Origin of the sequence: Pseudomonas sp. B111, from assembly GCF_026428275.1 — a bacterium.
Classification (GTDB): domain Bacteria; phylum Pseudomonadota; class Gammaproteobacteria; order Pseudomonadales; family Pseudomonadaceae; genus Pseudomonas; species Pseudomonas aeruginosa.
On record NZ_CP097857.1, the window covers coordinates 928,109 to 949,703 of the forward strand.

At 67.9% G+C, this 21,595-nt stretch carries 26 protein-coding genes; 16 read left to right on the forward strand and 10 right to left on the reverse strand.

Going from position 1 to position 21,595, the window contains the following annotated elements:
• Positions 1 to 114: 114 nt before the first annotated feature.
• The 6 genes from ssuE (at position 115) to M6E97_RS04280 (ending at position 4,910) form a co-directional block, all read left to right on the forward strand.
• Complete coding sequence (gene ssuE, locus M6E97_RS04255) at positions 115 to 708, forward strand: NADPH-dependent FMN reductase (protein ID WP_003091915.1); 594 nt, start codon at positions 115 to 117, stop codon at positions 706 to 708.
• A gap of 118 nt (positions 709 to 826) precedes the next feature.
• Positions 827 to 1,798, forward strand: coding sequence for a sulfonate ABC transporter substrate-binding protein (locus M6E97_RS04260; protein WP_003111308.1), 972 nt, complete (start codon positions 827 to 829; stop codon positions 1,796 to 1,798).
• Between the two features lie 77 nt (positions 1,799 to 1,875).
• On the forward strand, positions 1,876 to 3,024 hold the full coding sequence (gene ssuD, locus M6E97_RS04265; protein ID WP_033985690.1) for an FMNH2-dependent alkanesulfonate monooxygenase: 1,149 nt from the start codon (positions 1,876 to 1,878) through the stop codon (positions 3,022 to 3,024).
• A gap of 20 nt (positions 3,025 to 3,044) precedes the next feature.
• Entirely contained in the window at positions 3,045 to 3,833 is a 789-nt protein-coding gene (ssuC, locus tag M6E97_RS04270) for an aliphatic sulfonate ABC transporter permease SsuC (RefSeq protein ID WP_003102309.1), read from the forward strand.
• Positions 3,830 to 4,654 carry an aliphatic sulfonates ABC transporter ATP-binding protein gene (gene ssuB, locus M6E97_RS04275; protein WP_003102311.1) on the forward strand — a complete coding sequence of 275 codons (825 nt, stop codon included), beginning with the start codon at positions 3,830 to 3,832 and terminating at the stop codon, positions 4,652 to 4,654. Before ssuC ends, ssuB begins: the two co-directional genes overlap by 4 nt.
• Positions 4,655 to 4,694: 40 nt before the next feature.
• The gene (locus tag M6E97_RS04280; RefSeq protein WP_003091900.1) at positions 4,695 to 4,910 is read left to right on the forward strand and encodes a TOBE domain-containing protein; all 216 of its coding nucleotides are present in this window, start codon (positions 4,695 to 4,697) and stop codon (positions 4,908 to 4,910) included.
• A 179-nt stretch (positions 4,911 to 5,089) separates the two neighbouring features.
• Here the strand turns inward: M6E97_RS04280 and M6E97_RS04285 are convergent, their stop codons facing one another.
• The 6 genes from M6E97_RS04285 to M6E97_RS04310 form a co-directional block, all read right to left on the reverse strand.
• On the reverse strand, positions 5,090 to 5,428 hold the full coding sequence (locus tag M6E97_RS04285; protein ID WP_003091899.1) for a HopJ type III effector protein: 339 nt from the start codon (positions 5,426 to 5,428) through the stop codon (positions 5,090 to 5,092).
• A 51-nt stretch (positions 5,429 to 5,479) separates the two neighbouring features.
• Positions 5,480 to 5,791 carry a DUF1244 domain-containing protein gene (locus M6E97_RS04290; RefSeq protein WP_003091898.1) on the reverse strand — a complete coding sequence of 104 codons (312 nt, stop codon included), beginning with the start codon at positions 5,789 to 5,791 and terminating at the stop codon, positions 5,480 to 5,482.
• A gap of 128 nt (positions 5,792 to 5,919) precedes the next feature.
• Positions 5,920 to 6,291: a dihydroneopterin triphosphate 2'-epimerase gene (gene folX / locus M6E97_RS04295; protein WP_003091897.1), complete on the reverse strand. Its 372-nt coding sequence runs from the start codon at positions 6,289 to 6,291 to the stop codon at positions 5,920 to 5,922.
• Position 6,292: 1 nt separating this feature from the next.
• Positions 6,293 to 6,853, reverse strand: coding sequence for a GTP cyclohydrolase I FolE (folE, locus tag M6E97_RS04300; RefSeq protein ID WP_003091896.1), 561 nt, complete (start codon positions 6,851 to 6,853; stop codon positions 6,293 to 6,295).
• A gap of 17 nt (positions 6,854 to 6,870) precedes the next feature.
• Entirely contained in the window at positions 6,871 to 7,575 is a 705-nt protein-coding gene (gene folM / locus M6E97_RS04305; RefSeq protein WP_003091895.1) for a dihydromonapterin reductase, read from the reverse strand.
• A 110-nt stretch (positions 7,576 to 7,685) separates the two neighbouring features.
• Positions 7,686 to 8,243 (reverse strand): hypothetical protein, encoded by a 558-nt coding sequence (locus tag M6E97_RS04310; RefSeq protein ID WP_003111015.1) that lies wholly within the window; start codon positions 8,241 to 8,243, stop codon positions 7,686 to 7,688.
• Positions 8,244 to 8,522: 279 nt separating this feature from the next.
• On the opposite strand from M6E97_RS04310, the gene M6E97_RS04315 reads away from it, so the two are divergent.
• Complete coding sequence (locus M6E97_RS04315; protein WP_003130193.1) at positions 8,523 to 8,975, forward strand: flavodoxin; 453 nt, start codon at positions 8,523 to 8,525, stop codon at positions 8,973 to 8,975.
• Between the two features lie 239 nt (positions 8,976 to 9,214).
• On the opposite strand, the gene M6E97_RS04320 is transcribed toward M6E97_RS04315, so the two are convergent.
• A complete protein-coding gene (locus tag M6E97_RS04320) occupies positions 9,215 to 10,108 on the reverse strand; it encodes a LysR family transcriptional regulator (protein WP_003091888.1) in 894 nt (297 codons plus the stop codon).
• 95 nt (positions 10,109 to 10,203) lie between these two features.
• Between M6E97_RS04320 and M6E97_RS04325 the strand changes: the two genes are divergently transcribed.
• From M6E97_RS04325 to M6E97_RS04355, 7 genes are all read left to right on the forward strand, one after another.
• A complete protein-coding gene (locus M6E97_RS04325; protein ID WP_003091885.1) occupies positions 10,204 to 10,593 on the forward strand; it encodes a CidA/LrgA family protein in 390 nt (129 codons plus the stop codon).
• On the forward strand, positions 10,580 to 11,266 hold the full coding sequence (locus tag M6E97_RS04330; protein WP_003102323.1) for an LrgB family protein: 687 nt from the start codon (positions 10,580 to 10,582) through the stop codon (positions 11,264 to 11,266). The genes M6E97_RS04325 and M6E97_RS04330 overlap by 14 nt, the downstream gene beginning before the upstream one ends.
• A 128-nt stretch (positions 11,267 to 11,394) precedes the next feature.
• On the forward strand, positions 11,395 to 12,174 hold the full coding sequence (locus M6E97_RS04335) for a class II aldolase/adducin family protein (protein ID WP_003091880.1): 780 nt from the start codon (positions 11,395 to 11,397) through the stop codon (positions 12,172 to 12,174).
• A complete protein-coding gene (locus M6E97_RS04340; protein WP_034005773.1) occupies positions 12,171 to 13,067 on the forward strand; it encodes an alpha/beta fold hydrolase in 897 nt (298 codons plus the stop codon). The genes M6E97_RS04335 and M6E97_RS04340 overlap by 4 nt, the downstream gene beginning before the upstream one ends.
• A 98-nt stretch (positions 13,068 to 13,165) precedes the next feature.
• Positions 13,166 to 13,459 carry a hypothetical protein gene (locus tag M6E97_RS04345; protein WP_034005771.1) on the forward strand — a complete coding sequence of 98 codons (294 nt, stop codon included), beginning with the start codon at positions 13,166 to 13,168 and terminating at the stop codon, positions 13,457 to 13,459.
• A gap of 115 nt (positions 13,460 to 13,574) precedes the next feature.
• On the forward strand, positions 13,575 to 14,486 hold the full coding sequence (locus M6E97_RS04350; RefSeq protein WP_015649250.1) for an SDR family oxidoreductase: 912 nt from the start codon (positions 13,575 to 13,577) through the stop codon (positions 14,484 to 14,486).
• A 116-nt stretch (positions 14,487 to 14,602) separates the two neighbouring features.
• A complete protein-coding gene (locus M6E97_RS04355; protein ID WP_003091874.1) occupies positions 14,603 to 15,373 on the forward strand; it encodes a crotonase/enoyl-CoA hydratase family protein in 771 nt (256 codons plus the stop codon).
• A 19-nt stretch (positions 15,374 to 15,392) separates the two neighbouring features.
• On the opposite strand, the gene M6E97_RS04360 is transcribed toward M6E97_RS04355, so the two are convergent.
• The 3 genes from M6E97_RS04360 to M6E97_RS04370 all read right to left on the reverse strand — a co-directional run bounded on the left by M6E97_RS04360 (position 15,393) and on the right by M6E97_RS04370 (position 18,012).
• Positions 15,393 to 15,737 (reverse strand): cupin domain-containing protein, encoded by a 345-nt coding sequence (locus tag M6E97_RS04360; RefSeq protein WP_003091873.1) that lies wholly within the window; start codon positions 15,735 to 15,737, stop codon positions 15,393 to 15,395.
• Positions 15,738 to 15,771: 34 nt separating this feature from the next.
• Complete coding sequence (locus tag M6E97_RS04365; RefSeq protein WP_003091865.1) at positions 15,772 to 17,178, reverse strand: NAD(P)/FAD-dependent oxidoreductase; 1,407 nt, start codon at positions 17,176 to 17,178, stop codon at positions 15,772 to 15,774.
• 90 nt (positions 17,179 to 17,268) lie between these two features.
• A complete protein-coding gene (locus tag M6E97_RS04370) occupies positions 17,269 to 18,012 on the reverse strand; it encodes an AraC family transcriptional regulator (protein ID WP_003119583.1) in 744 nt (247 codons plus the stop codon).
• Positions 18,013 to 18,296: 284 nt separating this feature from the next.
• Between M6E97_RS04370 and M6E97_RS04375 the strand changes: the two genes are divergently transcribed.
• Positions 18,297 to 20,054 carry a DUF1302 domain-containing protein gene (locus M6E97_RS04375; RefSeq protein WP_003102337.1) on the forward strand — a complete coding sequence of 586 codons (1,758 nt, stop codon included), beginning with the start codon at positions 18,297 to 18,299 and terminating at the stop codon, positions 20,052 to 20,054.
• Positions 20,055 to 20,110: 56 nt separating this feature from the next.
• Positions 20,111 to 21,481 carry a DUF1329 domain-containing protein gene (locus M6E97_RS04380; RefSeq protein WP_003138206.1) on the forward strand — a complete coding sequence of 457 codons (1,371 nt, stop codon included), beginning with the start codon at positions 20,111 to 20,113 and terminating at the stop codon, positions 21,479 to 21,481.
• The last annotated feature ends 114 nt before the right edge of the window (positions 21,482 to 21,595 follow it).

Below are 21,595 nucleotides of genomic sequence, written 5' to 3' on the forward strand. Positions count from 1 at the left end.
TAAATAAATGAATAAAAAACATTTATTGGAATATGAGGCCGCCTGTTAAGGTCTATGCAACTTGGTTAGCAAGCCAAACGAATATTCTGTTTTCCGGTTATAAGGAATCCCCCCATGCTCGTCGTTTCCATCGCCGGAAGTCCCAGCGTACGCTCCCGCTCCGGGGTGTTGCTGGAGCGTGCCAGGGACTGGCTGAGCCGTCGCGGCGTCGAGGTGGCCAGCCACCAGGTGCTGGATTTTCCCGCCGAGGACCTGCTGCGTGCCCGCCTCGACAGTCCGCCGGTACTGGCGCTGGCCGAGCAGATCGGCCGCGCCGACGGCCTGCTGGTCGCCACCCCGGTGTACAAGGCCTCGTTTTCCGGCGCGCTGAAGGTCCTGCTCGACCTGTTGCCCGAGCGCGCCCTGGAGCACAAGGTGGTGCTGCCGTTCGCCACCGGCGGCAGCAGCGCGCACATGCTGGCCGTGGACTACGCATTGAAGCCGGTACTGGCCGCGCTCAAGGCCCAGGAGGTGCTGCACGGCGTATTCGCCGTGGACAAGCAGATCGCCTACGCCACCGAGAGCGACCCGGCGCGCCTGGAGCCGGTCCTCGAGCAGCGCCTGGAAAACGCCCTGGAAACCTTCCACCTGGCCCTCTCGCGACGGCCGCAGCCGATCGACCCGCAGTTGCTCAACGAGCGCCTGGTGAACGCCCGCTGGAGCATCTGATCCGTCCGCCGCCAGCGCACGCGCGCCGCGGCCCGATTGCACAACGCACACACGACGACCTCACTGTTCCGTCAACGGCGCGGCAGGTTCGGCACCCACAACGACAAAGGAGAGCGCCATGCGCACCATCGCTTTGCGTCGTGGACTGGCGGCCCTGCTGGTGGCGGCCCTGTCCTACGGCGTCCAGGCCGACGAGAAGTCGGCCAACACCCTGCGGATCGGTTATCAGAAATACGGCACCCTGGTCCTGCTCAAGGCCCGCGGCACCCTGGAGAAACGTCTCGCCGAAGACGGCGTGAAGGTGCAATGGACCGAGTTTCCCGGCGGCCCGCAATTGCTCGAGGGACTCAATGTCGGCAGCATCGACTTCGGCGTGACCGGGGAAACCCCGCCGGTATTCGCCCAGGCCGCCGGCGCCGACCTGCTCTACGTGGCCTACGAACCGCCGGCGCCGACCAGCGAGGCGATCCTCCTGCCGAAGGACTCGCCGATTCGTTCGGTGGCCGAGCTGAAGGGCAGGAAAGTCGCCCTGAACAAGGGCTCCAACGTGCATTACCTGTTGGTCCGCGCCCTCGAGCAGGCCGGCCTGAAGTACAGCGACATCCAACCCGTCTACCTGCCGCCGGCCGACGCCCGCGCCGCCTTCGAGCGCCACAGCGTCGACGCCTGGGTGATCTGGGACCCCTACCAGGCCGCCGCCGAGAAGCAGTTGTCCGCGCGAGTCCTGGTGGATGGTCGCGAGCTGGTCGACAACCACCAGTTCTACCTCGCCACCCGGACTTACGCGCAACGGCATCCGCAGGTGCTCGACAAGCTGGTGGACGAGATCCGCCAGGTCGGCGACTGGTCGCGGGCCAACCCGCAGCAGGTGACCGAGCAGGTCGCGCCGCTGCTCGGGTTGCCCGCCGACATCACCCTGACCGCGGTGAAGCGCCAGGGCTACGGCGCGCAGTTGATCACCCCGGCGGTGGTCGAGGCGCAGCAGAAGATCGCCGACACCTTCACCCAGCTGAAGCTGATTCCCAAACCGCTGAGCATCAAGGACGTGATCTGGACGCCATCGGCCGGCAAGGTCGCCAGCGCCCCCTGAGCCCGTACCGCCCACATACCGACACGATCATCGCGCGGCTACGCCACGCCGGCGCGCTCACCCTGGAGTCAATTGCGATGAGCCTCGAGATTTTCTGGTTCCTTCCCACCCACGGCGACGGCCACTACCTGGGCACCACCCAGGGCGCCCGTGCCGTCGACCACGGCTACCTGCAGCAGATCGCCCAGGCCGCCGACCGCCTGGGCTTCGGCGGCGTACTGATCCCCACCGGACGTTCCTGCGAGGACTCCTGGCTGGTCGCCGCCTCGCTGATCCCGGTAACCCAGCGCCTGAAGTTCCTCGTCGCGCTGCGTCCCGGGATCATTTCGCCGACCGTCGCCGCGCGCCAGGCGGCGACCCTGGACCGGCTGTCCAACGGCCGCGCGCTGTTCAACCTGGTCACCGGCGGCGATCCCGACGAACTGGCTGGCGACGGCCTGCACCTGAGCCACGCCGAACGCTACGAGGCGTCGGTCGAATTCACCCGCATCTGGCGTCGCGTGCTGGAGGGCGAGACCGTCGACTACGCCGGCAAGCACATCCAGGTGAAGGGGGCCAAGCTCCTCTATCCGCCGTTGCAGCAGCCGCGTCCGCCGCTGTACTTCGGCGGCTCCTCGGAGGCCGCCCAGGACCTCGCCGCCGAGCAGGTCGAGCTGTACCTGACCTGGGGCGAGCCGCCGGCGGCGGTTGCCGAGAAGATCGCCCAGGTACGCGAGAAGGCCGCCCGCCAGGGCCGCCAGGTGCGCTTCGGGATCCGCCTGCACGTGATCGTCCGCGAGACCAGCGAGGAAGCCTGGCAGGCCGCCGATCGCCTGATCGCGCACCTCGACGACGACACCATCGCCCGCGCCCAGGCCTCCCTGGCGCGCTTCGACTCGATCGGCCAGCAACGCATGGCCGCGCTGCACGGCGGTTCGCGCGACAACCTGGAAGTCAGCCCCAATCTCTGGGCCGGCGTCGGCCTGGTACGCGGCGGCGCCGGCACCGCGCTGGTCGGCGACGGACCGACGGTGGCGGCGCGGGTCAGGGAGTACGCCGAGCTGGGCATCGATACCTTCATCTTCTCCGGCTATCCGCACCTGGAAGAGTCCTACCGGGTCGCCGAACTGCTGTTCCCGCACCTCGACGTGCAGCGCCCGGCGCAGCCCGAGGGACGCGGCTATGTCAGCCCGTTCGGCGAGATGGTGGCCAACGACATCCTGCCCCGGCAGGCCGCGCAGAGTTGAGAGCGGTCGGAGCGAACGACATGAGCATTTCCAAACGACTGGCCGAGCGCCTGGCGCCCTGGGCGCTGCCGCTGGTCCTGCTGGCGGTGTGGCAGGCGGCGGTTGAGTTCGGCTGGCTGTCCAGCCGCATCCTCCCCGCGCCCAGCGCCGTGCTCGAGGCCGGCTGGGCGCTGCTGCGCAGCGGCGAGATCTGGCAGCACCTGGCGATCAGCGGCTGGCGCGCGGCGATCGGCTTTCTCATCGGCGGCGCCATCGGCCTGGTGCTGGGCTTCGTCACCGGCCTGTCGAAGTGGGGCGAACGCTTCCTCGACAGTTCGGTGCAGATGATCCGCAACGTGCCGCACCTGGCGCTGATCCCGCTGGTGATCCTGTGGTTCGGCATCGACGAGTCGGCGAAGATCTTCCTGGTCGCCCTCGGCACGCTGTTCCCGATCTACCTGAACACCTACCACGGCATCCGCGGCATCGACCCCGGCCTGCTGGAGATGGCGCGCAGCTACGGGTTGTCCGGCTTCGCCCTGTTCCGCCAGGTGATCCTGCCCGGCGCGCTGCCGTCGATCCTGGTCGGGGTGCGCTTCGCCCTCGGCTTCATGTGGTTGACCCTGATCGTCGCCGAGACCATTTCCGCCAGCTCCGGCATCGGTTACCTGGCGATGAACGCCCGCGAGTTCCTGCAGACCGACGTGGTGGTCCTGGCGATCCTGCTCTATGCCGTCCTCGGCAAGCTCGCCGACCTCGCCGCCCGCGGTCTGGAACGCGTCTGGCTACGCTGGCACCCGGCCTACCAGGTCAAGGGAGGTGGCGCATGAATGCCCACAACGCCGCCCTTGGCGGCACTCCGCAGCGCCTCAAGCGCGGTATCCCGCTGGCCCTGCGCGGAGTGGCGCGGCGCTTCGGCGAGCGCGAGGTGCTCAAGGACATCGACCTGCTGGTTCCGGCAGGGCAGTTCGTCGCTATCGTTGGCCGCAGCGGCTGCGGCAAGAGCACCTTGCTGCGCCTGCTGGCCGGCCTCGACCAGCCCAGCCGCGGCGAGTTGCTGGCCGGCTCGGCGGCGCTGGCCGAGGCCCGCGAGGACACCCGGCTGATGTTCCAGGACTCGCGCCTGCTGCCGTGGAAGCGGGTGATCGACAACGTCGGCCTCGGCCTGCGCGGCGACTGGCGGGCGAAGGCCCTGCAGGCGCTGCGGGCGGTCGGCCTGGCCGAGCGTGCCAACGAGTGGCCGGCGGCCCTGTCCGGCGGGCAGAAGCAACGCGTCGCGCTGGCTCGCGCGCTGATCCACGAGCCGCGCCTGCTGTTGCTCGACGAGCCGCTCGGCGCGCTCGATGCGCTGACCCGGATCGAGATGCAGCAACTGATCGAAGGACTCTGGCGCGAACACGGTTTCACCGTCCTGCTGGTCACCCACGACGTCAGCGAGGCGGTGGCGGTGGCCGACCGGGTGATCCTCATCGAGGACGGCGAGATCGGCCTCGACCTGCCGGTGGAACTGCCCCGGCCGCGCTCGCGTGGCTCGGCGCGACTGGCCGCGCTGGAAGCCGAAGTGCTCAACCGGGTGCTGGCGCAGCCGGAGCTGCCGCCGCAACCCGAACCCGTTTCACCCCTGCCCACGCAACTGCGCTGGGCGCTCTAAGCAACCATGCCTCGTTCCGAATCCCCCCAGGAGAAACGCCATGACCATCAAAGCCATCAACGTTCGTAACCAGTTCAAGGGCACCGTGAAGGAAATCATCGAAGGGCCGGTGCTCTCCGAGATCGACGTGCAGACCGCCGCCGGGATCGTCACTTCGGTGATCACCACGCGTTCGGTGAAGGAACTGGAGCTGGCCATCGGTAGCGAAGTGATCGCCTTCGTCAAGTCCACCGAGGTATCCATCGCCAAGCTGTGACGCTGGCTGCGCCGCGCTTGCGGCGGCGAGAAGGGCGGGGACCCCGATGGGGCCCCGCCTTTTTTCGTCGCGTATCGGCAAGGCCGGCCGGTGGCGACGGCTGGCGTGGGTCGCTATGGAGCGGTCGGTAGGGCGAATAACCGCTCGCGGTTATCCGCCGTGGGGGCGACCGGGACTTCTCAGCCCCGGCGCGACAGGGGCTGGCGCTCGAAATGCACGCCGGCCAGGCCGGTCTGTTGCAGGGCGCGGATGTTGGCGTGGTCGTCGCCTTCCGGGTTGTCGCGCACCGCACGGTAGTGCTCGCCGAAGGCCAGCAGGGTTTCCTCGAGGCTGAGGCCTTCGAGGATGGCGAAGCCCAGGGTCTTGCAGGAACCTTCGTTCTGCCCGGCCGGGTTGCTCACGCTGCCGTTGTCGAAGGCGCTCGGCGTGTAGCTGTAGTGCTCGGCGATGAACGCCAGGGTGTCGGTGAACAGGTGGTGTTCGCTGCGCAGACGCGCGCGGAAGTCGGTCAGGGTCATCGAAACAGGCTCATGGTGTCTGGGGCAGGGTTGGCAAGGGGCCCGGTGGCCTCAGGCGTTGCCCTGGCTCTTGGCGAAGGCGGCCTGTTGTTCCGGGCTCGCTTCTTTCTGGTACTTGGCTTTCCACTCGGCATAGGGCATGCCGTAGATCTCTTCGCGGGCCTGGTCATTGCTGACTTCCACCCCGAGGTCGTCGGCGGCGGCCTTGTACCACTTGGACAGGCAGTTGCGGCAGAAACCGGCGAGGTTCATCAGGTCGATGTTCTGCACGTCCTTGCGGGTCTGCAAATGATGGACCAGGGTGCGGAAGGCGGCGGCTTCGAGTTCCAGGCGTTGCTGTTCGGTGAGGTTGGCTGCGGTCATGGCGGTGTTTCTCGACGATGGCTCGGGGCAGGGTGAAGGCACAGGGCCAGGTCCGGCGATGATAAGAGTTGGCGCGGCCGGCGGGCAACGCTTGTGCGCGTCTTCGCGCGGTTCGCTCGTCGGCCGCCTCAGCGGTGGCCGGCGAGGGTGATCGAGACTGACTCGGCGAAGCGCAGCGCGTGCGGCTTGTCCACTTCCACCTCGGCGTAGCGCACCGCCGGGTTCTCCATCACCAGGTCGAGGATTTCCTGGGTCATCCGTTCGAGCAGGGCGAAGCGGTTCTCCTCGACGTGGCGGATGATCGCCTTGGTGATGGTGCGGTAGTTCAGCGCGTGCTCGATGTCGTTGACCTCCACGGCGTCCGCGGCCGGGTAGAGGATGGTCAGGTTGATCAGCACGTCCTGCTTGTTGAGGATTTCCTCCTCCTTGATCCCGATGAAGGTGCGCAGGCGCAGGTCCTTGACGCGGATTCGCGCCATTCCCGGTTCCAGTCGCGGCATGTCACTTGCTCCTTCCGATCAATTGCAGAAATTCCTGGCGGGTGGTGTTCGAGTCGCGGAACGCGCCGAGCATCACCGAGGTGAACATCTGCGAGTTCTGCTTCTCCACCCCGCGCATCATCATGCACATGTGCTGGGCCTCGATCACTACCGCCACGCCGGCGGCGCTGGTCACCTGGCGGACCGCCTCGGCGATCTGCCGGGTGAGGTTCTCCTGGATCTGCAGGCGGCGGGCGAACATGTCGACGATCCGCGCCACCTTCGACAGGCCGAGCACCTTGCCGGTGGGAATGTACGCCACATGAGCCTTGCCGATGAAGGGCAGGAGGTGGTGTTCGCACAGGGAGTACAGCTCGATGTCGCGGACGATGACCATTTCATCGTTGTCCGAGGCGAACAGCGCGCCGTTGACGATTTCCTCCAGGGTCTGGCCATAGCCGTGGCAGAGGTACTGCATGGCCTTGGCCGCGCGCTTCGGGGTGTCGAGCAGGCCTTCGCGCTGCGGGTCTTCGCCGAGACCGACGAGGATCTCCCGGTAATGCTGGGAAAGTGCTGGGTTCATAAGGGGTCCTTGGCGCCTCACTTGACGTGGCGGCCGCCGTTCACGGTCAGGGTGGTCCCGGTGACGTAGGGGTTGTCCAACAGGTAGCGAAGGCTCTGGTAGATGACTTCCGGCCCCGGCTCGATGCCGAGGGCGGATTTCGCCAGGGTGCGGGCGCGGTATTCGGCGTCGTCCCCGTCGTTGAACATCACCAGCGCCGGTGAAATGGCGTTGACCTTGATCCTCGGCGCGAAGCGCGCGGCGAACGACAGGGTCAGGTTGTCCAGCCCGGCCTTGCTCGCGCAGTAGGCGATACGCCGGGCGCTGCCCTTGCGCGCCACGTCGTCGGTGAGGTGGACGATGTCGGCAGGCTGCGAGCGTTCCAGCAGCTCGGCGCAGTGCAGGTTGATCAGGTAGGGCGCGAGCATGTGCACGCTGAACAGTTGCTGGAACGCCTCGGCTTCGTGGCCGGGCGTCTCGGCGACCCAGTCCGAGGCGTTGTGGACGATCGCTCGCAGGCTGTCGGTATGCTGTCGGAGGGCCCCGATGAAGGCGAAGATGCCGGCCTCGCTGGCGAAGTCGGCGTGCAGGGTCAGCGCGCCGGCCTGGCGCAGTTCGTCCAGCGCCGGGCGTTCGCTGCGGTAGCTGACGATCACCGACTCGCCGTCGGCCAGCAGGCGGCGGGCGCAATGCAGGCCGACACGCTGGCTGGCGCCGGTGATCAGGATCGGGGCTGTCGCCATGGGACTCTCACAGCAGGCGAAGGGAATCGGATGGATGCAGGGTACCCGACTGAGCCAGTCGGGCAAAGCCTTGCGCTACGGCCCACCCCGCCGGGGTGGGCGGCAAGCCGTCAGTGCGCTTCCGGCAGGCTGGCGGCGCGCTGCGGGCGGCGGTGCAGCCAGGGGGCGAGCAGGCGGCTGGAGAGAGGGATGAACCAGTAGGTCATCAACGGGGTGAGGACCAGGGTGCTGAGCAGCACCCGCGCGGCCAGCGACAGCTCGCCGAGGTAGGGGCCGGCGCCGAGGTTGAAGGCCAGCGAGACCGGGAAGAACGCCAGCCAGATCGCCACGCTCTGCTTCCAGCGCGGCGGTTTGCGGTTGTCGTCGAACCAGGCGGCGAGGCCGTGGGCGCGGTGCTCGCGCGGTTCGTCGAAGAGTCCCTGGCCGCGTTCGAGCCAGGCCTGGCGCGAGGCGGAGTGGGCCCAGGCGGCGAGGGTGGCGTCGTCGGCGAAGCGAAAGATCATCTGGAATTCGTCTCCGCCAGCGGGCGGCGCCAGCGCCCCGGAGCCGAGGTAGCCGGGGAAGTCGGCGGCGAGGGCTTCGCCTTCGCGCTGCCAGGCGAGGAAGTCGCGGTAACGGCCGGCGGCGACGCGGCGGGCCACCAGCAGGGTAACGGGAGCGGTAGACATCGTGTATCTCCTGGAACGGTTGAGCGCGCTTCGTGGGCGCCCTCGGACAACGGCGCAGCGCCGGGGGTGGTGGGCTGCGTCGGAGGACAGGCAAGGATCGTTCCCGCCGTGGTGGCGAAGGTTCGCTGCCGTGTCTACGGCAGCGCGATGACATCCCGATGACAGGGAGCGCACCGAAATGGTGCTTTTGCGGCCTGTCTGCATTGATTCGGTGCGTCCCGCTCGGCGAACGCATGCGGCATAATGCCCGGCTTACCCCTGTTGGCTTACGGAGTGTTCATGAAAGTCGCCATTCTCTCCGGCTCGGTCTACGGCACCGCCGAAGAAGTCGCCCGGCACGCCCAGAAATTGCTGTCCGAGGCCGGCCTCGAGGCCTCCCATCTGCCTCGCGCCAGCCTCGACGAACTCAAGGCCTTCGCCCCCGAGGCATTCCTGGTGGTGACCTCGACCACCGGCATGGGCGAACTGCCGGACAACCTGCAACCGCTGTACTACGCGATCCGCGACCAACTGCCGGCCTGGCACGGTCTGCCGGGCGGAGTCATCGGCCTGGGCGATTCGAGCTACGGCGACACGTTCTGCGGTGGCGGCGAGCAGGTTCGCGAACTGTTCGGCGAACTGGGCGTGCGCGAAGTGCTGCCGATGCTGCGCCTGGATGCCAGCGAAACCGTTACCCCCGAGACCGACGCCGAGCCTTGGCTGGCCGAGTTCGCCGCCGCCCTCAAGGGCTGATCCCGGGCGTACCCCGCCGAGGCGGCGGATAACCGCGTGGCGGTTATTCGCCCTGCACGGAGAAGGAGCAAACGGTAGGGCGAATAACGCCCCAGGCGTTATCCGCCGAAACGCCTGCCCAGGCGGCGGATAACCGCGTAGCGGTTATTCGCCCTACACGGGGAGGGGACAAGCGGTAGGGCGGATAACGCCTCCAGGCGTTATCCGCCTAGCTTCTACCGAGCTGGCGGTTATTCGTCCTACGCCGGGCTTTCCTCCAGCGGCCGCTCGCGCAGCAGCTCCAGCCAGGCCTGCGCCGCCCGCGACAGGTAGCCGCCCCGGCGCCAGATGAAGGCGATGTCCCAGCGCAGGTCCGGCTCCCTGAGCAGGACCCGCACCACTCCCGGGCGTTCGATCTCGCGAGCGATCGCCCGCGGTAGCAGCACCACCCCCTGGTTGGCCGCCACCAGCGCGCCGAGGAAGTCGGCCTGGCCGCTGCGGCCGCCTTCGCGCGGGCTGAAGCCGGCCTCCAGGCAGGCGCGCAGCAGGCGGTCGTTGAGGGTGAAGCTCTGCTGGTAGAGCAGGAACGGGCTGTCCGCCAGTTCGCCGAGGGCGACGCTGGCGGCAGCGGCCTTGGGATGCCCGGCCGGCAGCAGCACGTCCAGCGGTTCGTTGCAGAACGGCTGGTAGTCGAAGCCGTCGTCCGCCGGGGTGAGGCTGCCGGCCAGTTCCAGTTCGCCGGCCAGCACCGCCTGCTCCATGGTCTTGCTGCCGCCTTCCACCAGGTGCACGGCGATGTTCGGATAGCGCCGCCGGTATTCGGCGAAGCGTTGGGCGAACAGCGCGTCGGCACCGAGCAACGGCAGGCCCAGGCGCAGTTCGCCGCGGTTGAGCTGGCTGAGATCGTCCAGTTCGCTGAGCAGGTCGCGGCGCAGCCGCAGCATCTCCTCGGCGCGGCGAAACACCACGGCGCCGGCGTCGGTCAGGCGCACGTGCGGCCCGTTGCGTTCCAATACCTGCACGCCGAGGCTCTGCTCCAGTTGGGCGACCTGCTTGCTGATGGTCGACTGGCTGGCGTGGCGGACCTGCGCCGCCTGGGTGAAGCTGCCCTGGCGGACCACTTCGACGAAGCTGCGGAGTTGACGGAATTCCATTCTGGAATGGCTCTCATGCGGACAATTCGCTTTGGGGATGATAGGCCGGGCCTTATCCTTTCTCCATCCCCGATTTCCCAGCCAAGGCCTTTCCCATGTTGCCCCCGCTCGTCCGCCGTCTGTCCCGCCTTGCCGCCGAACTGGCGGTACTCATCGCCTTCTGGTGGGCCGGCGGCTGGCTGGCGAAGGCCATCGGCCTGCCGCTGCCGGGCGGGGTGGTCGGCCTGGCGGCGCTGTTGCTGCTGTTCGCCAGCGGCCTGCTGCGTCCGGCCTGGCTGCAGGCCGGCGCCGGCCTGTTGCTGGCGGAGATGTTGCTGTTCTTCATCCCGGCGCTGATGAGCCTGCTCGACTACGGCGCGCTGCTACGCAGCGAGGGCTGGCGCATCCTCCTGGTGATCATGCTCAGCACCCTGCTGGTGATGCTGGTCACCGCGGTGTCGGTGGAGTGGATGTGCCGCTGGAGGGCGCGCCATGAGTCTCGATAAGCAAGCCCTGTTCTGGTTGGCGGCGACCGTCGGCGGCTACCTGCTGAGCCGCCAGCTGTACCGCCGGGTGAAGTGGTACTGGCTGTCGCCCATCGTGTTCGTCCCGGTGCTGCTCTATGCCCTGGCGATTCCCACCCATACCCGCTACGCCGACTACGCCCGCGACACCAATTGGCTGGTGGCGCTGCTCGGTCCGGCGACGGTGGCCTTCGCCATCCCGATCTGGCAGCAGCGCGAGCTGCTGATGCGCCACTGGCCGGCGCTGCTGGCCGGGATGTTCGCCGGCACCGCAGTGGCCATCGGCAGCTCCTGGGCGCTGGCCCAGGCCCTGGCGCTGGACGGCCAGGTCACGCTGTCGTTGCTGCCGCGCTCGATCACCACGCCGTTCGCCATGGAGATGTCCCACGACCTGGGCGGCGTGCCGGAACTGACCGCCGCCTTCGTGATGATCACCGGGGTGTTCGGCGCGGTGATCGGCGGCACCCTGTTGCGCGTCCTGCGCCTGCGCACGCCGCTGGCCCGCGGCGCGCTGTTCGGCGTCGGCGCGCACGGCGCCGGCACCAGTCGGGCCTACGAGTTCGGCGGCGAGGAAGGTTCGGCGGCCGGTCTGCTGATGGTTCTCACCGGGCTGTTCAACCTGCTGGTCGCACCCCTGGTCGCCCACTGCCTGTAGCCTGCGCGCATAGGCCGGCTGAATCCTCCGCCATTCAGCCGGCGCGCGAGTGTAAGCCCGGCGACAGTCGCCGGAGGAGGGCGGGGCTAGACTGCGGGCATCCGATAACGACAAAAGAGGATGCCGCCGTGACCGCCGTTCACTCCCTGCCCGCCGATGTGCAAGCCCAGGTCTCCGCCGCCGAATGGCAGACCCGCGTCGATCTCGCTGCCTGCTACCGGCTGGTCGCCCTGCACGGTTGGGACGACCTGATCTTCACCCACATCTCGGCCAAGGTGCCGGGCACCGAGGACTTCCTGATCAACCCGTTCGGCCTGATGTTCCACGAGATCACCGCCTCCAGCCTGGTGAAGGTGGATGCCAGCGGCAAGAAGCTGATGGACAGCCCCTACGAGATCAACCCGGCCGGCTACACCATCCATAGCGCGGTGCACGAGGTCCGCCACGACGTCGAGTGCGTGCTGCACACCCATACCGCCGCGGGGATCGCGGTGTCCTGCCAGAAGCAGGGCCTGTTGCCGCTGTCGCAGCAATCGTTGTTCGTGCTCTCCAGCCTGTCCTACCACGCCTACGAGGGCGTCGCCCTGAACCATGAGGAAAAGGCCCGCCTGCAGGCCGACCTGGGGACCAGCAACTTCCTGATCCTGCCCAACCACGGCCTGCTCACCTGCGGCGGTTCCATCGCCGATACCTTCCTCATGATGTTCACCCTGCAACGTGCCTGCGAGGTACAGGTGATGGCGCAGAGCGGCGGCGCCGAGCTGATCCACATCCCGGGGCAGATCCTCGCCGGCGCGCGCGACATGATCGCCGGGGTGATGCGCAGCAAGACCGGCATGGGCGGCCAGCTCGCCTGGCCGGCGCTGCTGCGCAAGCTCGACCAGCAGAACCCGGGCTACCGCCAGTGACCGCGGCGCTGCCCGGCATTCCCCTGGAGGCCTGGCGGAGGCGCGGCCGCACCCTGGATTTCAAGGGCTTCCCGATCCGCTACTGGGAAGCCGGGCAGGGTCGGCCGTTGCTGCTGATCCACGGTTTTCCCAGCGCCGCCTGGGACTGGCACTACCTCTGGGAGCCGCTGGCGCAGCGCTACCGCGTGCTGGTCTGCGACCTGCTCGGTTTCGGCGATTCGGCCAAGCCGCGCGCCCATCGCTACAGCCTGCTGGAGCAGGCCGACCTGCAACAGGCGCTGCTCGGTCGCCTGGGAATCGACGAGCCGCTGCACGTGCTGGCCCACGACTACGGCGACAGCGTCGCCCAGGAACTGCTCGCCCGCCATCACGAAGGCCGGCTGCGGCTCGCCTCCTGCGTGTTCCTCAATGGTGGGCTGTTCCCGGAAACGCACCGCCCGGTGCTCAGCCAGAAGCTGTTGCTGAGCCCGTTGGACGGGCTGTTCGGCCGGCTGTTCGACCGCCGCGCCCTGGCGCGCAACTTCGCCAAGGTCTTCGGCCCGCGCAGCCAGCCCGGCGAGACCGAGCTGGATACCTTCTGGAGCCTGATCGAAAGCAACCAGGGGCAGCGGGTGATGCATCGCCTGATCCGCTACATCGTCGACCGCCGCGAGCAGCGTGAGCGCTGGGTGGCGGCGTTGCAGCACGGCGGGGTGCCGTTGCGGGTGATCGACGGCGCCGTCGACCCGATCTCCGGGGCACACATGGTCGAGCGCTACCGGCAACTGGTCGCCGATGCCGACTGCGTGCTGCTCGATGGCATCGGCCATTATCCGCAGATCGAAGCGCCGGCGGCGGTGCTCGAACATTACCTGGCGTTTCGCGCCCGACTGGATGATTCAGAGTTTTCTTAAGCGAGTTTGAGATTGCAGCAAGTGCCATCGCGCAAGGATCGGGGCTAGGGTGCTGGCGCCTCGCTGGACGAGGCGTTTCGTCACCCATGGAGGTCTCCATGCACGATCCCGTTTCTCCCTTGCGCGTGTTCGACGAGGGCTCCTGGTTGTTCCGCCAGATGGTGCAGGCGCAGCCGTTCATCCGCCAGTCCGGGATGGTCCTCGCCGAACTCGCCCTGCTGCTGGCGCTCGGGCTCGGCTACCTGTGCTGGCAGGAAGGCAGTCGCTGGTACGCCGTCGGCGCCGGCTTCGCGTTGCTCGGCAGCCTGCTGCTGGTGGTGGTCCGGCACAACTACGACTGGTGGCTGTTCAAGCTCGGCCCGCGTGGCCGGCTGTACATTCCGTTCGACTGAAGCGGAACATCCCGCTGCCTTATCGGGCGCCATTCATGGTGGCGCGAAGCCTTGTCCCCGCCGGCGGGCTGGCCGACACTCGGGCAATCCTTCCTACTGCCCTGGAGTCCCGAACATGAGCGATGCCCTGCGTTTCGACGACCAAGTCGTGATCGTCACCGGAGCCGGCGGCGGCCTTGGCCGCGCCCATGCCCTGCTGTTCGCGAAGCATGGCGCCAGGGTGGTGGTCAACGACCTCGGCGGCAGCACCCATGGCGAAGGCGCCAGTGCCTCGGCGGCGGACAAGGTGGTGGCGGAAATCCGAGCCGCCGGCGGTACCGCGGTGGCCAACCACGACTCGGTCACGGACGGCGGCAGGATCGTGGAGAACGCGCTGGACGCCTTCGGCCGCGTCGACGTGGTGGTCAACAATGCCGGCATCCTGCGTGACAAGACCTTCCACAAGATGGAGGACGCCGACTGGGACCTGGTCTACCAGGTGCATGTCGAAGGCGCCTACAAGGTCACTCGCGCCGCCTGGCCGCACTTGCGCGAGCAGGCCTACGGGCGGGTGGTGTTCACTTCCTCGACCTCGGGCATCTACGGCAACTTCGGCCAGAGCAACTACGGCATGGCCAAGCTCGGCCTCTACGGCCTGACCCGCACCCTGGCCCTGGAAGGGCGCAAGAACAATATCCTGGTCAACGCCATCGCCCCCACCGGCGGTACGCGGATGACCGAGGGGCTGATCCCGCCGCAGGTCTTCGAGCAGCTCAAGCCGGAGCTGGTCAGCCCGCTGGTGGTCTACCTCGGCAGCTCGGCCTGCGAGGATACCTCGGGGCTCTATGAGGTCGGCGGTGGCTGGATCGGCAAGGTGCGCTGGGAGCGCAGCCTGGGCTTCGGCTTCGATCCGAAGGCCGGCTTCGATGCCGAGGACGTGGCCGCGCACTGGCAGCAGATCTGCGACTTCGAGAACGCCGCGCACCCGGCGGACAACGTCGAGGCGCTCCGTGAAATGATGGCCAACCTGCAGAGGCACGCGCTCTGAGACGCCCGGCGGATGCGGCGCGGCCGCGGGAAAAGGACTAAGGTGAAGACCGGCTGACGCCGGTCTTCTGCCATCCGGCCGGTGTCTTTTTTCGCTTTTTCCGCAGGGAGTCTGTCATGAGTGTCATCGTCGAACGCAACGGCCCGGTCACCACCCTGGTCATCGCTCGCCCGGAGCGGCGCAATGCGGTGGACCGGCCGACCGCCCAGGCCCTGGCCGACGCCCTGCGCGAGTTCGAAGCGGACGATACGGCGCGGGTCGCGGTACTCACCGGCAGCGGCGGCAATTTCTGCGCCGGCGCCGACCTGGCGGCGGTAGCCGAGGATGGCGAGCGGCGCAATCGTCTGGAGGCGGAGGGCGACGGGCCGATGGGGCCGAGCCGCATGCAGCTCGGCAAGCCGCTGATCGCCGCCATCGAAGGCTATGCGGTGGCCGGCGGGCTGGAGCTGGCGCTGCTCGCCGACCTGCGGGTGATGGCCGAGGACGCCATCTGCGGAGTGTTCTGCCGGCGTTTCGGGGTGCCGCTGATCGATGGCGGCAGCGTGCGCCTGCCGCGGATCGTCGGGCAGGGCCGGGCGCTCGACCTGATCCTCACCGGGCGTCCGGTGAAGGCCGACGAAGCGTTGCAGATCGGCCTGGCCAACCGGGTGGTGCCGAGCGGTTCGGCGCGAGCCGAGGCCGAGGAGCTGGCGGCGGAACTCGCCGCCTTCCCGCAGACCTGCATGCTCGCCGACCGCGCCAGCGTATATGCGCAGTGGGAACTGTCCTTCGACGTGGCCCTGGCCAACGAATTCCAGGGCGGGCTGGCGGTGATCGAGAGCGGCGAGACCCTGGAGGGCGCGCAGCGCTTCAAGGACGGTGAGGGGCGCCACGGGCGCTTCGAGTGACGCCGTCGCGCCGCGTGGGCTAGCGGTGGATGATCACGTAGCTCTTGCGCACGGTTTCCTGCACATCCCACACGCCGAGACTGTTCTCCGGCAGCAGCAGGGCATCGCCGGCCTCGATGCGGATGGTCTCGCCGCCGTCCGGGGTGAAGGTGCAGCGGCCTTGCAGGAAGTGGCAGAACTCCTGCTCGACGATCTGCCGCCGCCAGCGTCCGGGGGTGCATTCCCAGATTCCGGTTTCCACCTGGTCGGTGCGCTCCACGGCGTAGGCGCGGGTCTGCGCGACCGGCTCGCCAAGCGGCACCGCGACCGGGCTGGCGGCGCCAAGATCGGCGCCGGCGGTATTTTTCAGAAGGGTCAGGGCCATGCGGTTTTTCCTCTGTGGGAGGTGGAGGGGATTCTCAGCGCATCAGGCTTTCCATGCCGGCCGCGAGGGTTTGCGCCAGGCTGCGGCGCCAGGGCGCGCTGTGCGGGTCGGCAAGGACCCGGTCCTCATGGACGAAACTGCGGATGATCGCGTTGTAGCCGAGCCAGCGGCAGGGTTCCGGTTCCCAGCGGGCCAGGCTGTCCAGCGGACGCTCGCCCAGCACCCAGGGCTGCCGCAGCAGCTCGCTGTCCTCACCGAGGATCAGCGCGGCCAGGGTGCGGCCGCCGAGGTTGCTGGCGCCGACCCCTTCGCCGCCGTAGCCGCCGGAGAGGGCGATGCCACTGGCGCGGTCGAGCAGCATGTGCGGGCGGAAGCGCCGGGCCATGCCGAGGTTGCCGCCCCAGGTGTGGCTGATCCTGGCGTCCTTGAGCAGCGGGAAGAGTTCGCCGAACAGGTAGCGACGCAGGCCGACTTCCTCGTCGTCGAGGCTGAAGTCGTTGCGCAGCTTGCCGCCGAAGCGGTAGCCGCCCCGCGCGCCGAAGGCCAGGCGGTCGTCGGCGGTGCGCTGGCCGTAGGTGACCTGGCGGCTGAATTCGCTGAAGGCCTGGCCGCGCTCCAGGCCGATCTCCGCCCAGACCGACGACGGCAGCGGCTCGGTGGCCACCAGCAGACTCTGCACCGGCAACTGGTAGTGGCCCAGTGGCGGCAGGCTGGCGGCATAGCCTTCCACCGCCGGCACGATCCATTCGGCGCGCAGTTCGCCGCGCTCGGTGCGCAGCAGGCCGCGTTGCCAGTGCAGCACCCGGCTCTTCTCGAACAGCCGCACGCCCAGGCGCTCCACCGCGCGGGCCAGGCCGCGCGCGAGCCTGGCCGGCTGGATGGTGGCGCAGTGCGGCGAATGGATCGCCCCGTAGCTGCCGGGGATGCGCAACTGCTGGTCGAGTTCCTGCGGCGTCAGCCAGCGGTAGTCGCTTTCGTCCAGGCCTTCGGCATAGAGATCATGCAGATAGGCGCGCAGGCGGCGTTCCTGTTCCGGGTAGCGCGCCGCGCAGTAGAGCACGCCGCCCTTGCGGTAGTCGCAGTCGATGCCTTCCTCTTGCAGCACCCGCGCGACCTCGTCGGGAATCCCGTGCAGCAGGTCGTAGCCGGCCCGGCGCCGTTCCGGCGGCAAGCCGGCGAGCAGGCCGTCCTCGCCGAGCAGGTTGCCCATCAGCCAGCCGCCGTTGCGCCCCGAGGCGCCGAAGCCGGCGGTTTCCGCCTCGACGATGGCGACGCGCAACTGCGGCGCCCGGCGCTTCAGGTAATAGGCGGTCCAGAGGCCGGTGTAGCCGGCGCCGACGATGGCCACGTCGACCTCGAGGGATTCTTCCAGGGACGGGCGCGCTTCGAGCGGATCGTCCAGTTGATTCATCCACAGGCTGAGGTGGCGCCAGGCCGACATAGAGGGCTCCATCGCGAGAGGGAAAGGGGAATGCGGCGAGAGTAGGAAGATGCCGTGCGCCTGTCGTGCGCGCGGGTCCGCTGGGAAATCTCAGCGGCGCGACGACAGGCGCTTCAGGTATTCGCGCGGAGACTGGCCGGTGTGCTGGCGGAAGCAGCGGTAGAAGGCCGACAGCGAATTGAAGCCGGCGGCGAAGGCCAGTTCGTCGACCCGTCCGGGCAGCTCGCCGGAAAGCTGGCCGAGCAGGTGTTGCAGGCGGGTCTGGTTGACGTACTGGTAGAAGCTCAGGCCGAGCACCTGGTTGAGCAGGTAGGAAATCTGGTTGCGCGTATAACCGGTGGCGTTGGCCACCTGGGTCAGGTCCAGGTCCGGATCGAGATAGGGCTGGGCCTGCTGGAAGTAGTGCTCCAGGTCGCGCGCCAGCAGGCTCAGCTGCTTGGCCGAAAGCCCCAGGCGGCTGGCCGGCGGCCGGCCGTCGCCGCCGGCCTGGGCTCCGCCGCCGCTTTCGTGGACCAGCGAGGCGTATTCGTTGATGCGCCAGATCAGGCCGTCGCGCACGGTGATCGCCTCGCTGGCGCGGAACGAAGCCAGGCGGCCGCTGAGGGTCACCCGCAGGCGGTACTGGATGAAGGCGGTATCGCCGTCGAAGCGGATACGGTCGGTGTGCTCCAGCGACTCGTCGGGGCCCTTGGGCATGGTCGCCTCGACGTACTCGCGGAGATCGGCCAGGCGCATCCGGCGGTTCTGGAAGAAGTCGTTGTATTCGACCTCGGGATGATAGAGCGCCATCACCGCGTCGATGTCGCGGTGCTTCCAGCTGAGGTGGTAGCGCATGACCGTCTCGCGGGTGGCGTCGGCGAGGTCGCGGTCGGCGGGAATGGTCTGTTCGGGCTGCATGCAGCGAAGGATGCCATCGCCGCCGCCGGCGGAACAGTGCCGCGCCGTCATCCATGCACTGGATGACGGCGTATCCATCCTGCATATGGCGTTCGCCGAGGCGCTTTCCAGGGCCCCTGTTCACTCTTTCGGGCGACAGCCGGAATACCTCCTTGGTGCGCTTACCGCCGTTCGGGCCGCTGGGTAGGGTGTAGCCACCTCGACCCTGTCAGGAGAGCCGCATGACAACAACAAAAAGGCGCGGAATCTTCCCTCTGCACGCACTCGCTGCGGCCACAGCCCTGGGTTGCGCCACCCAGGCCTCGGCCGTGTCATTCAACATCGGGGAGATCGAAGGGCAATTCGACTCGTCGCTGTCGGTGGGGGCCAGCTGGTCCATGCGTTCCGCCGACAAGGACTACATCGGCACCCGCAACGGCGGCCACGCCTCGTCGCAGACCTCCGACGACGGCCGGCTCAACTTCAAGAAGGGCGAAACCTTCTCGAAGATCTTCAAGGGCATCCACGATCTCGAACTCAAGTACGGCGACACCGGCGCGTTCTTCCGTGGCAAGTACTGGTACGACTTCGAGCTGAAGGACGAACACCGCCTGCTCTACGACATCGACGACCACAACCGCAAGGAGGGCGCCAAGTCCTCCGGGGCGCAGTTGCTCGATGCCTTCCTCTACCACAACTACAGCATCGGCGACCTGCCCGGCAGCGTGCGGGTCGGCAAGCAGGTGGTGAGCTGGGGCGAGAGTACGTTCATCCAGAACTCGATCAACAGCATCAACCCGATGGACGTCGCCGCGTTCCGCCGGCCCGGCGCGGAGATCAAGGAAGGCCTGATCCCGGTGAACATGCTCTACCTGTCCCAGGGCATCAGCGACGCGCTGACCGTCGAAGGCTTCTACCAGTTGGAGTGGGACCAGACGGTGATCGACAACTGCGGTACCTTCTTCTCCACCACCGACGTGGTCGCCGATGGCTGCGAGCGGATGGTCTACGCCGGCAGCGACTTCGACCCGAACCCGGCCAACGGCTACCGCTACCTGCCGCGCGCCGGCGATCGCGATGCCCGCGACAGCGGCCAGTGGGGCCTGGCCCTGCGCTGGTACGCGGCGGAGCTGAACGACACCGAGTTCGGCCTGTACGCGATGAACTACCACAGTCGCAACCCGTACTACAGCGTGATCGCCGGCAACGGCCTGGCCACCTCCGACCCGGTCACCGGGCGCTCCACCGGCTATTACTTCATCGACTATCCCGAGGACATCCGCCTCTACGGCCTGAGCTTCCAGACCAACATCGGCAGCACCTCGGTGGCCGGCGAGCTGAGCTACCGGCCGAACATGCCGCTACAAATCAACAGCACCGACATGTCGATCGCCGCGATCTACCCGACCACCCTGTTCGGCAACCCGATCTACGACAGCGGCTTCGCCACCCCGCGCGCCGGCGAGGTGATCAACGGCTACGTGCGCAAGCCGGTGACCCAGGCACAGGTGACCGTCACCCAGTTCTTCGACCGGGTACTGGCGGCCGACCGCCTGACCGTGGTCGGCGAAGTCGGCTACAACCACCTCAGCGGGGTCGACGGCGACGACCTGCGCTACGGCCGCGACGCCATCTACGGCATCGGCGAACTGCCGAACAACGCCTTGTGCACCGGCGCGCTCAACGTGGCCAACCCGCAGGAGTGCAACAGCCACGGTTTCTACACCCGCAACTCGTGGGGCTACCGCCTGCGCGGGATCCTCGAATATCCCAACGTGTTCGCCGGGGTCAACCTGAAGCCGAACCTGGCCTGGTCGCACGACGTCGAGGGCTACGGGCCGAACTTCAGCGAGGGCGCCAAGGCCGTCAGCGTCGGCCTCGATGCCGACTACCAGAACACCTATACCGCCAGCATCAGCTACACCGACTTCTTCGGCGGCAACTACAACCCGATCAACGACCGCGACTTCCTCGCGGTGAGCTTCGGGGTGAACTTCTGAGGTCCGCCGCCCCTCGGGGCGGCCGCTTTCGCGGATACGAACAAGGATAACGACGCATGAAAACAGCACGACTCCTGTCCTCCGGGGCGCTGGCCCTCAGCCTGCTGGCCGGTTCGGTGACGGCGGCGGTTTCGCCCGACGAGGCCGCCAAGCTCGGCAGCAGCCTGACCCCCATCGGCGCGCAGAAGGAAGGCAACGCCGACGGCAGCATCCCGGCCTGGACCGGCGGCCTCGCGGCCAGCGCCGGCAAGGTCGACGGCAAAGGCTTCCTTTCCGATCCCTTTGCCGACGAGAAGCCGCTGTTCACCATCACCGCGCAGAACGTCGAGCAATACAAGGACAAGCTCTCCGACGGCCAGTTGGCGATGTTCAAGCGCTACCCCGAGACCTACCGGATCCCGGTGTACAAGACCCATCGCACGGTGGCCCTGCCGGCCGAGATCGACGAGGCGGTCAGGCAGAGCGCGCTGAACGTGCAGCCGATCAACGACGGCAACGGCCTGTCGAATTTCGAGAAGAGCCGCTACTACGCCTTCCCGATCCCGAAGAACGGCGTCGAAGTGCTCTGGAACCACATCACCCGCTACCGCGGCGGCAACCTCAAGCGCATCATCGTCCAGGCCACCCCGCAGACCAACGGCAGCTTCACGCCGATCCGCTTCGAGGAGTCGGTGGCGTTCCCGCAGAACATGCCTGACCTCGACCAGAGCAAGGCGGCCAACATCCTCACCTTCTTCAAGCAGCAGGTGACCGCGCCGGCGCGCCTGGCGGGCAACGTGCTGCTGGTCCACGAGACCCTCGACCAGGTCAAGGAGCCGCGCCTGGCCTGGGTCTACAACGCCGGCCAGCGCCGCGTGCGGCGCGCCCCGCAGGTGGCCTACGATGGCCCGGGCACCGCCGCCGATGGCCTGCGCACCTCGGATAACTTCGACATGTTCTCCGGCGCCCCGGACCGCTACGACTGGAAGCTGGTCGGCAAGCGCGAGATGTACATCCCCTACAACGCCTACAAGCTCAACGACCCGACCCTGAAGTACGGCGACATCATCAAGGCCGGGCACATCAACCAGGACCTGACCCGCTACGAGCTGCACCGGGTGTGGGAAGTGGTCGGCACGGTGAAGCCGGGCGAGCGGCACATCTACGCCAAGCGCCACATGTACATCGACGAGGACAGCTGGCAGATCGCCCTGGTCGACCACTACGACGGTCGCGGCCAGCTCTGGCGGGTCGGCGAGGGCCACGCGCAGTACCACTACGACCAGAAGGTCGCCGGCTACACCCTGGAGGCGCTCTACGACGTGATCGCCGGTCGCTACCTGGCGCTGGGCATGAACAACGAGGAGAAGCGCGGCTACGAGTTCGGCTTCAAGGCCTCGTCCGCCGACTACACGCCGGCCGCCCTGCGCAACGCAGGGGTACGCTGAGTCCCGGCCAGTCGCGACGAGCGCGTCGGCTTGTGCCGACGCGCTCGTTCGTTATGACGGCCCATCACCCGGCGCAATCATCGTTCAGCAGCGGGGCAGGCGCGGTCTAGGCTC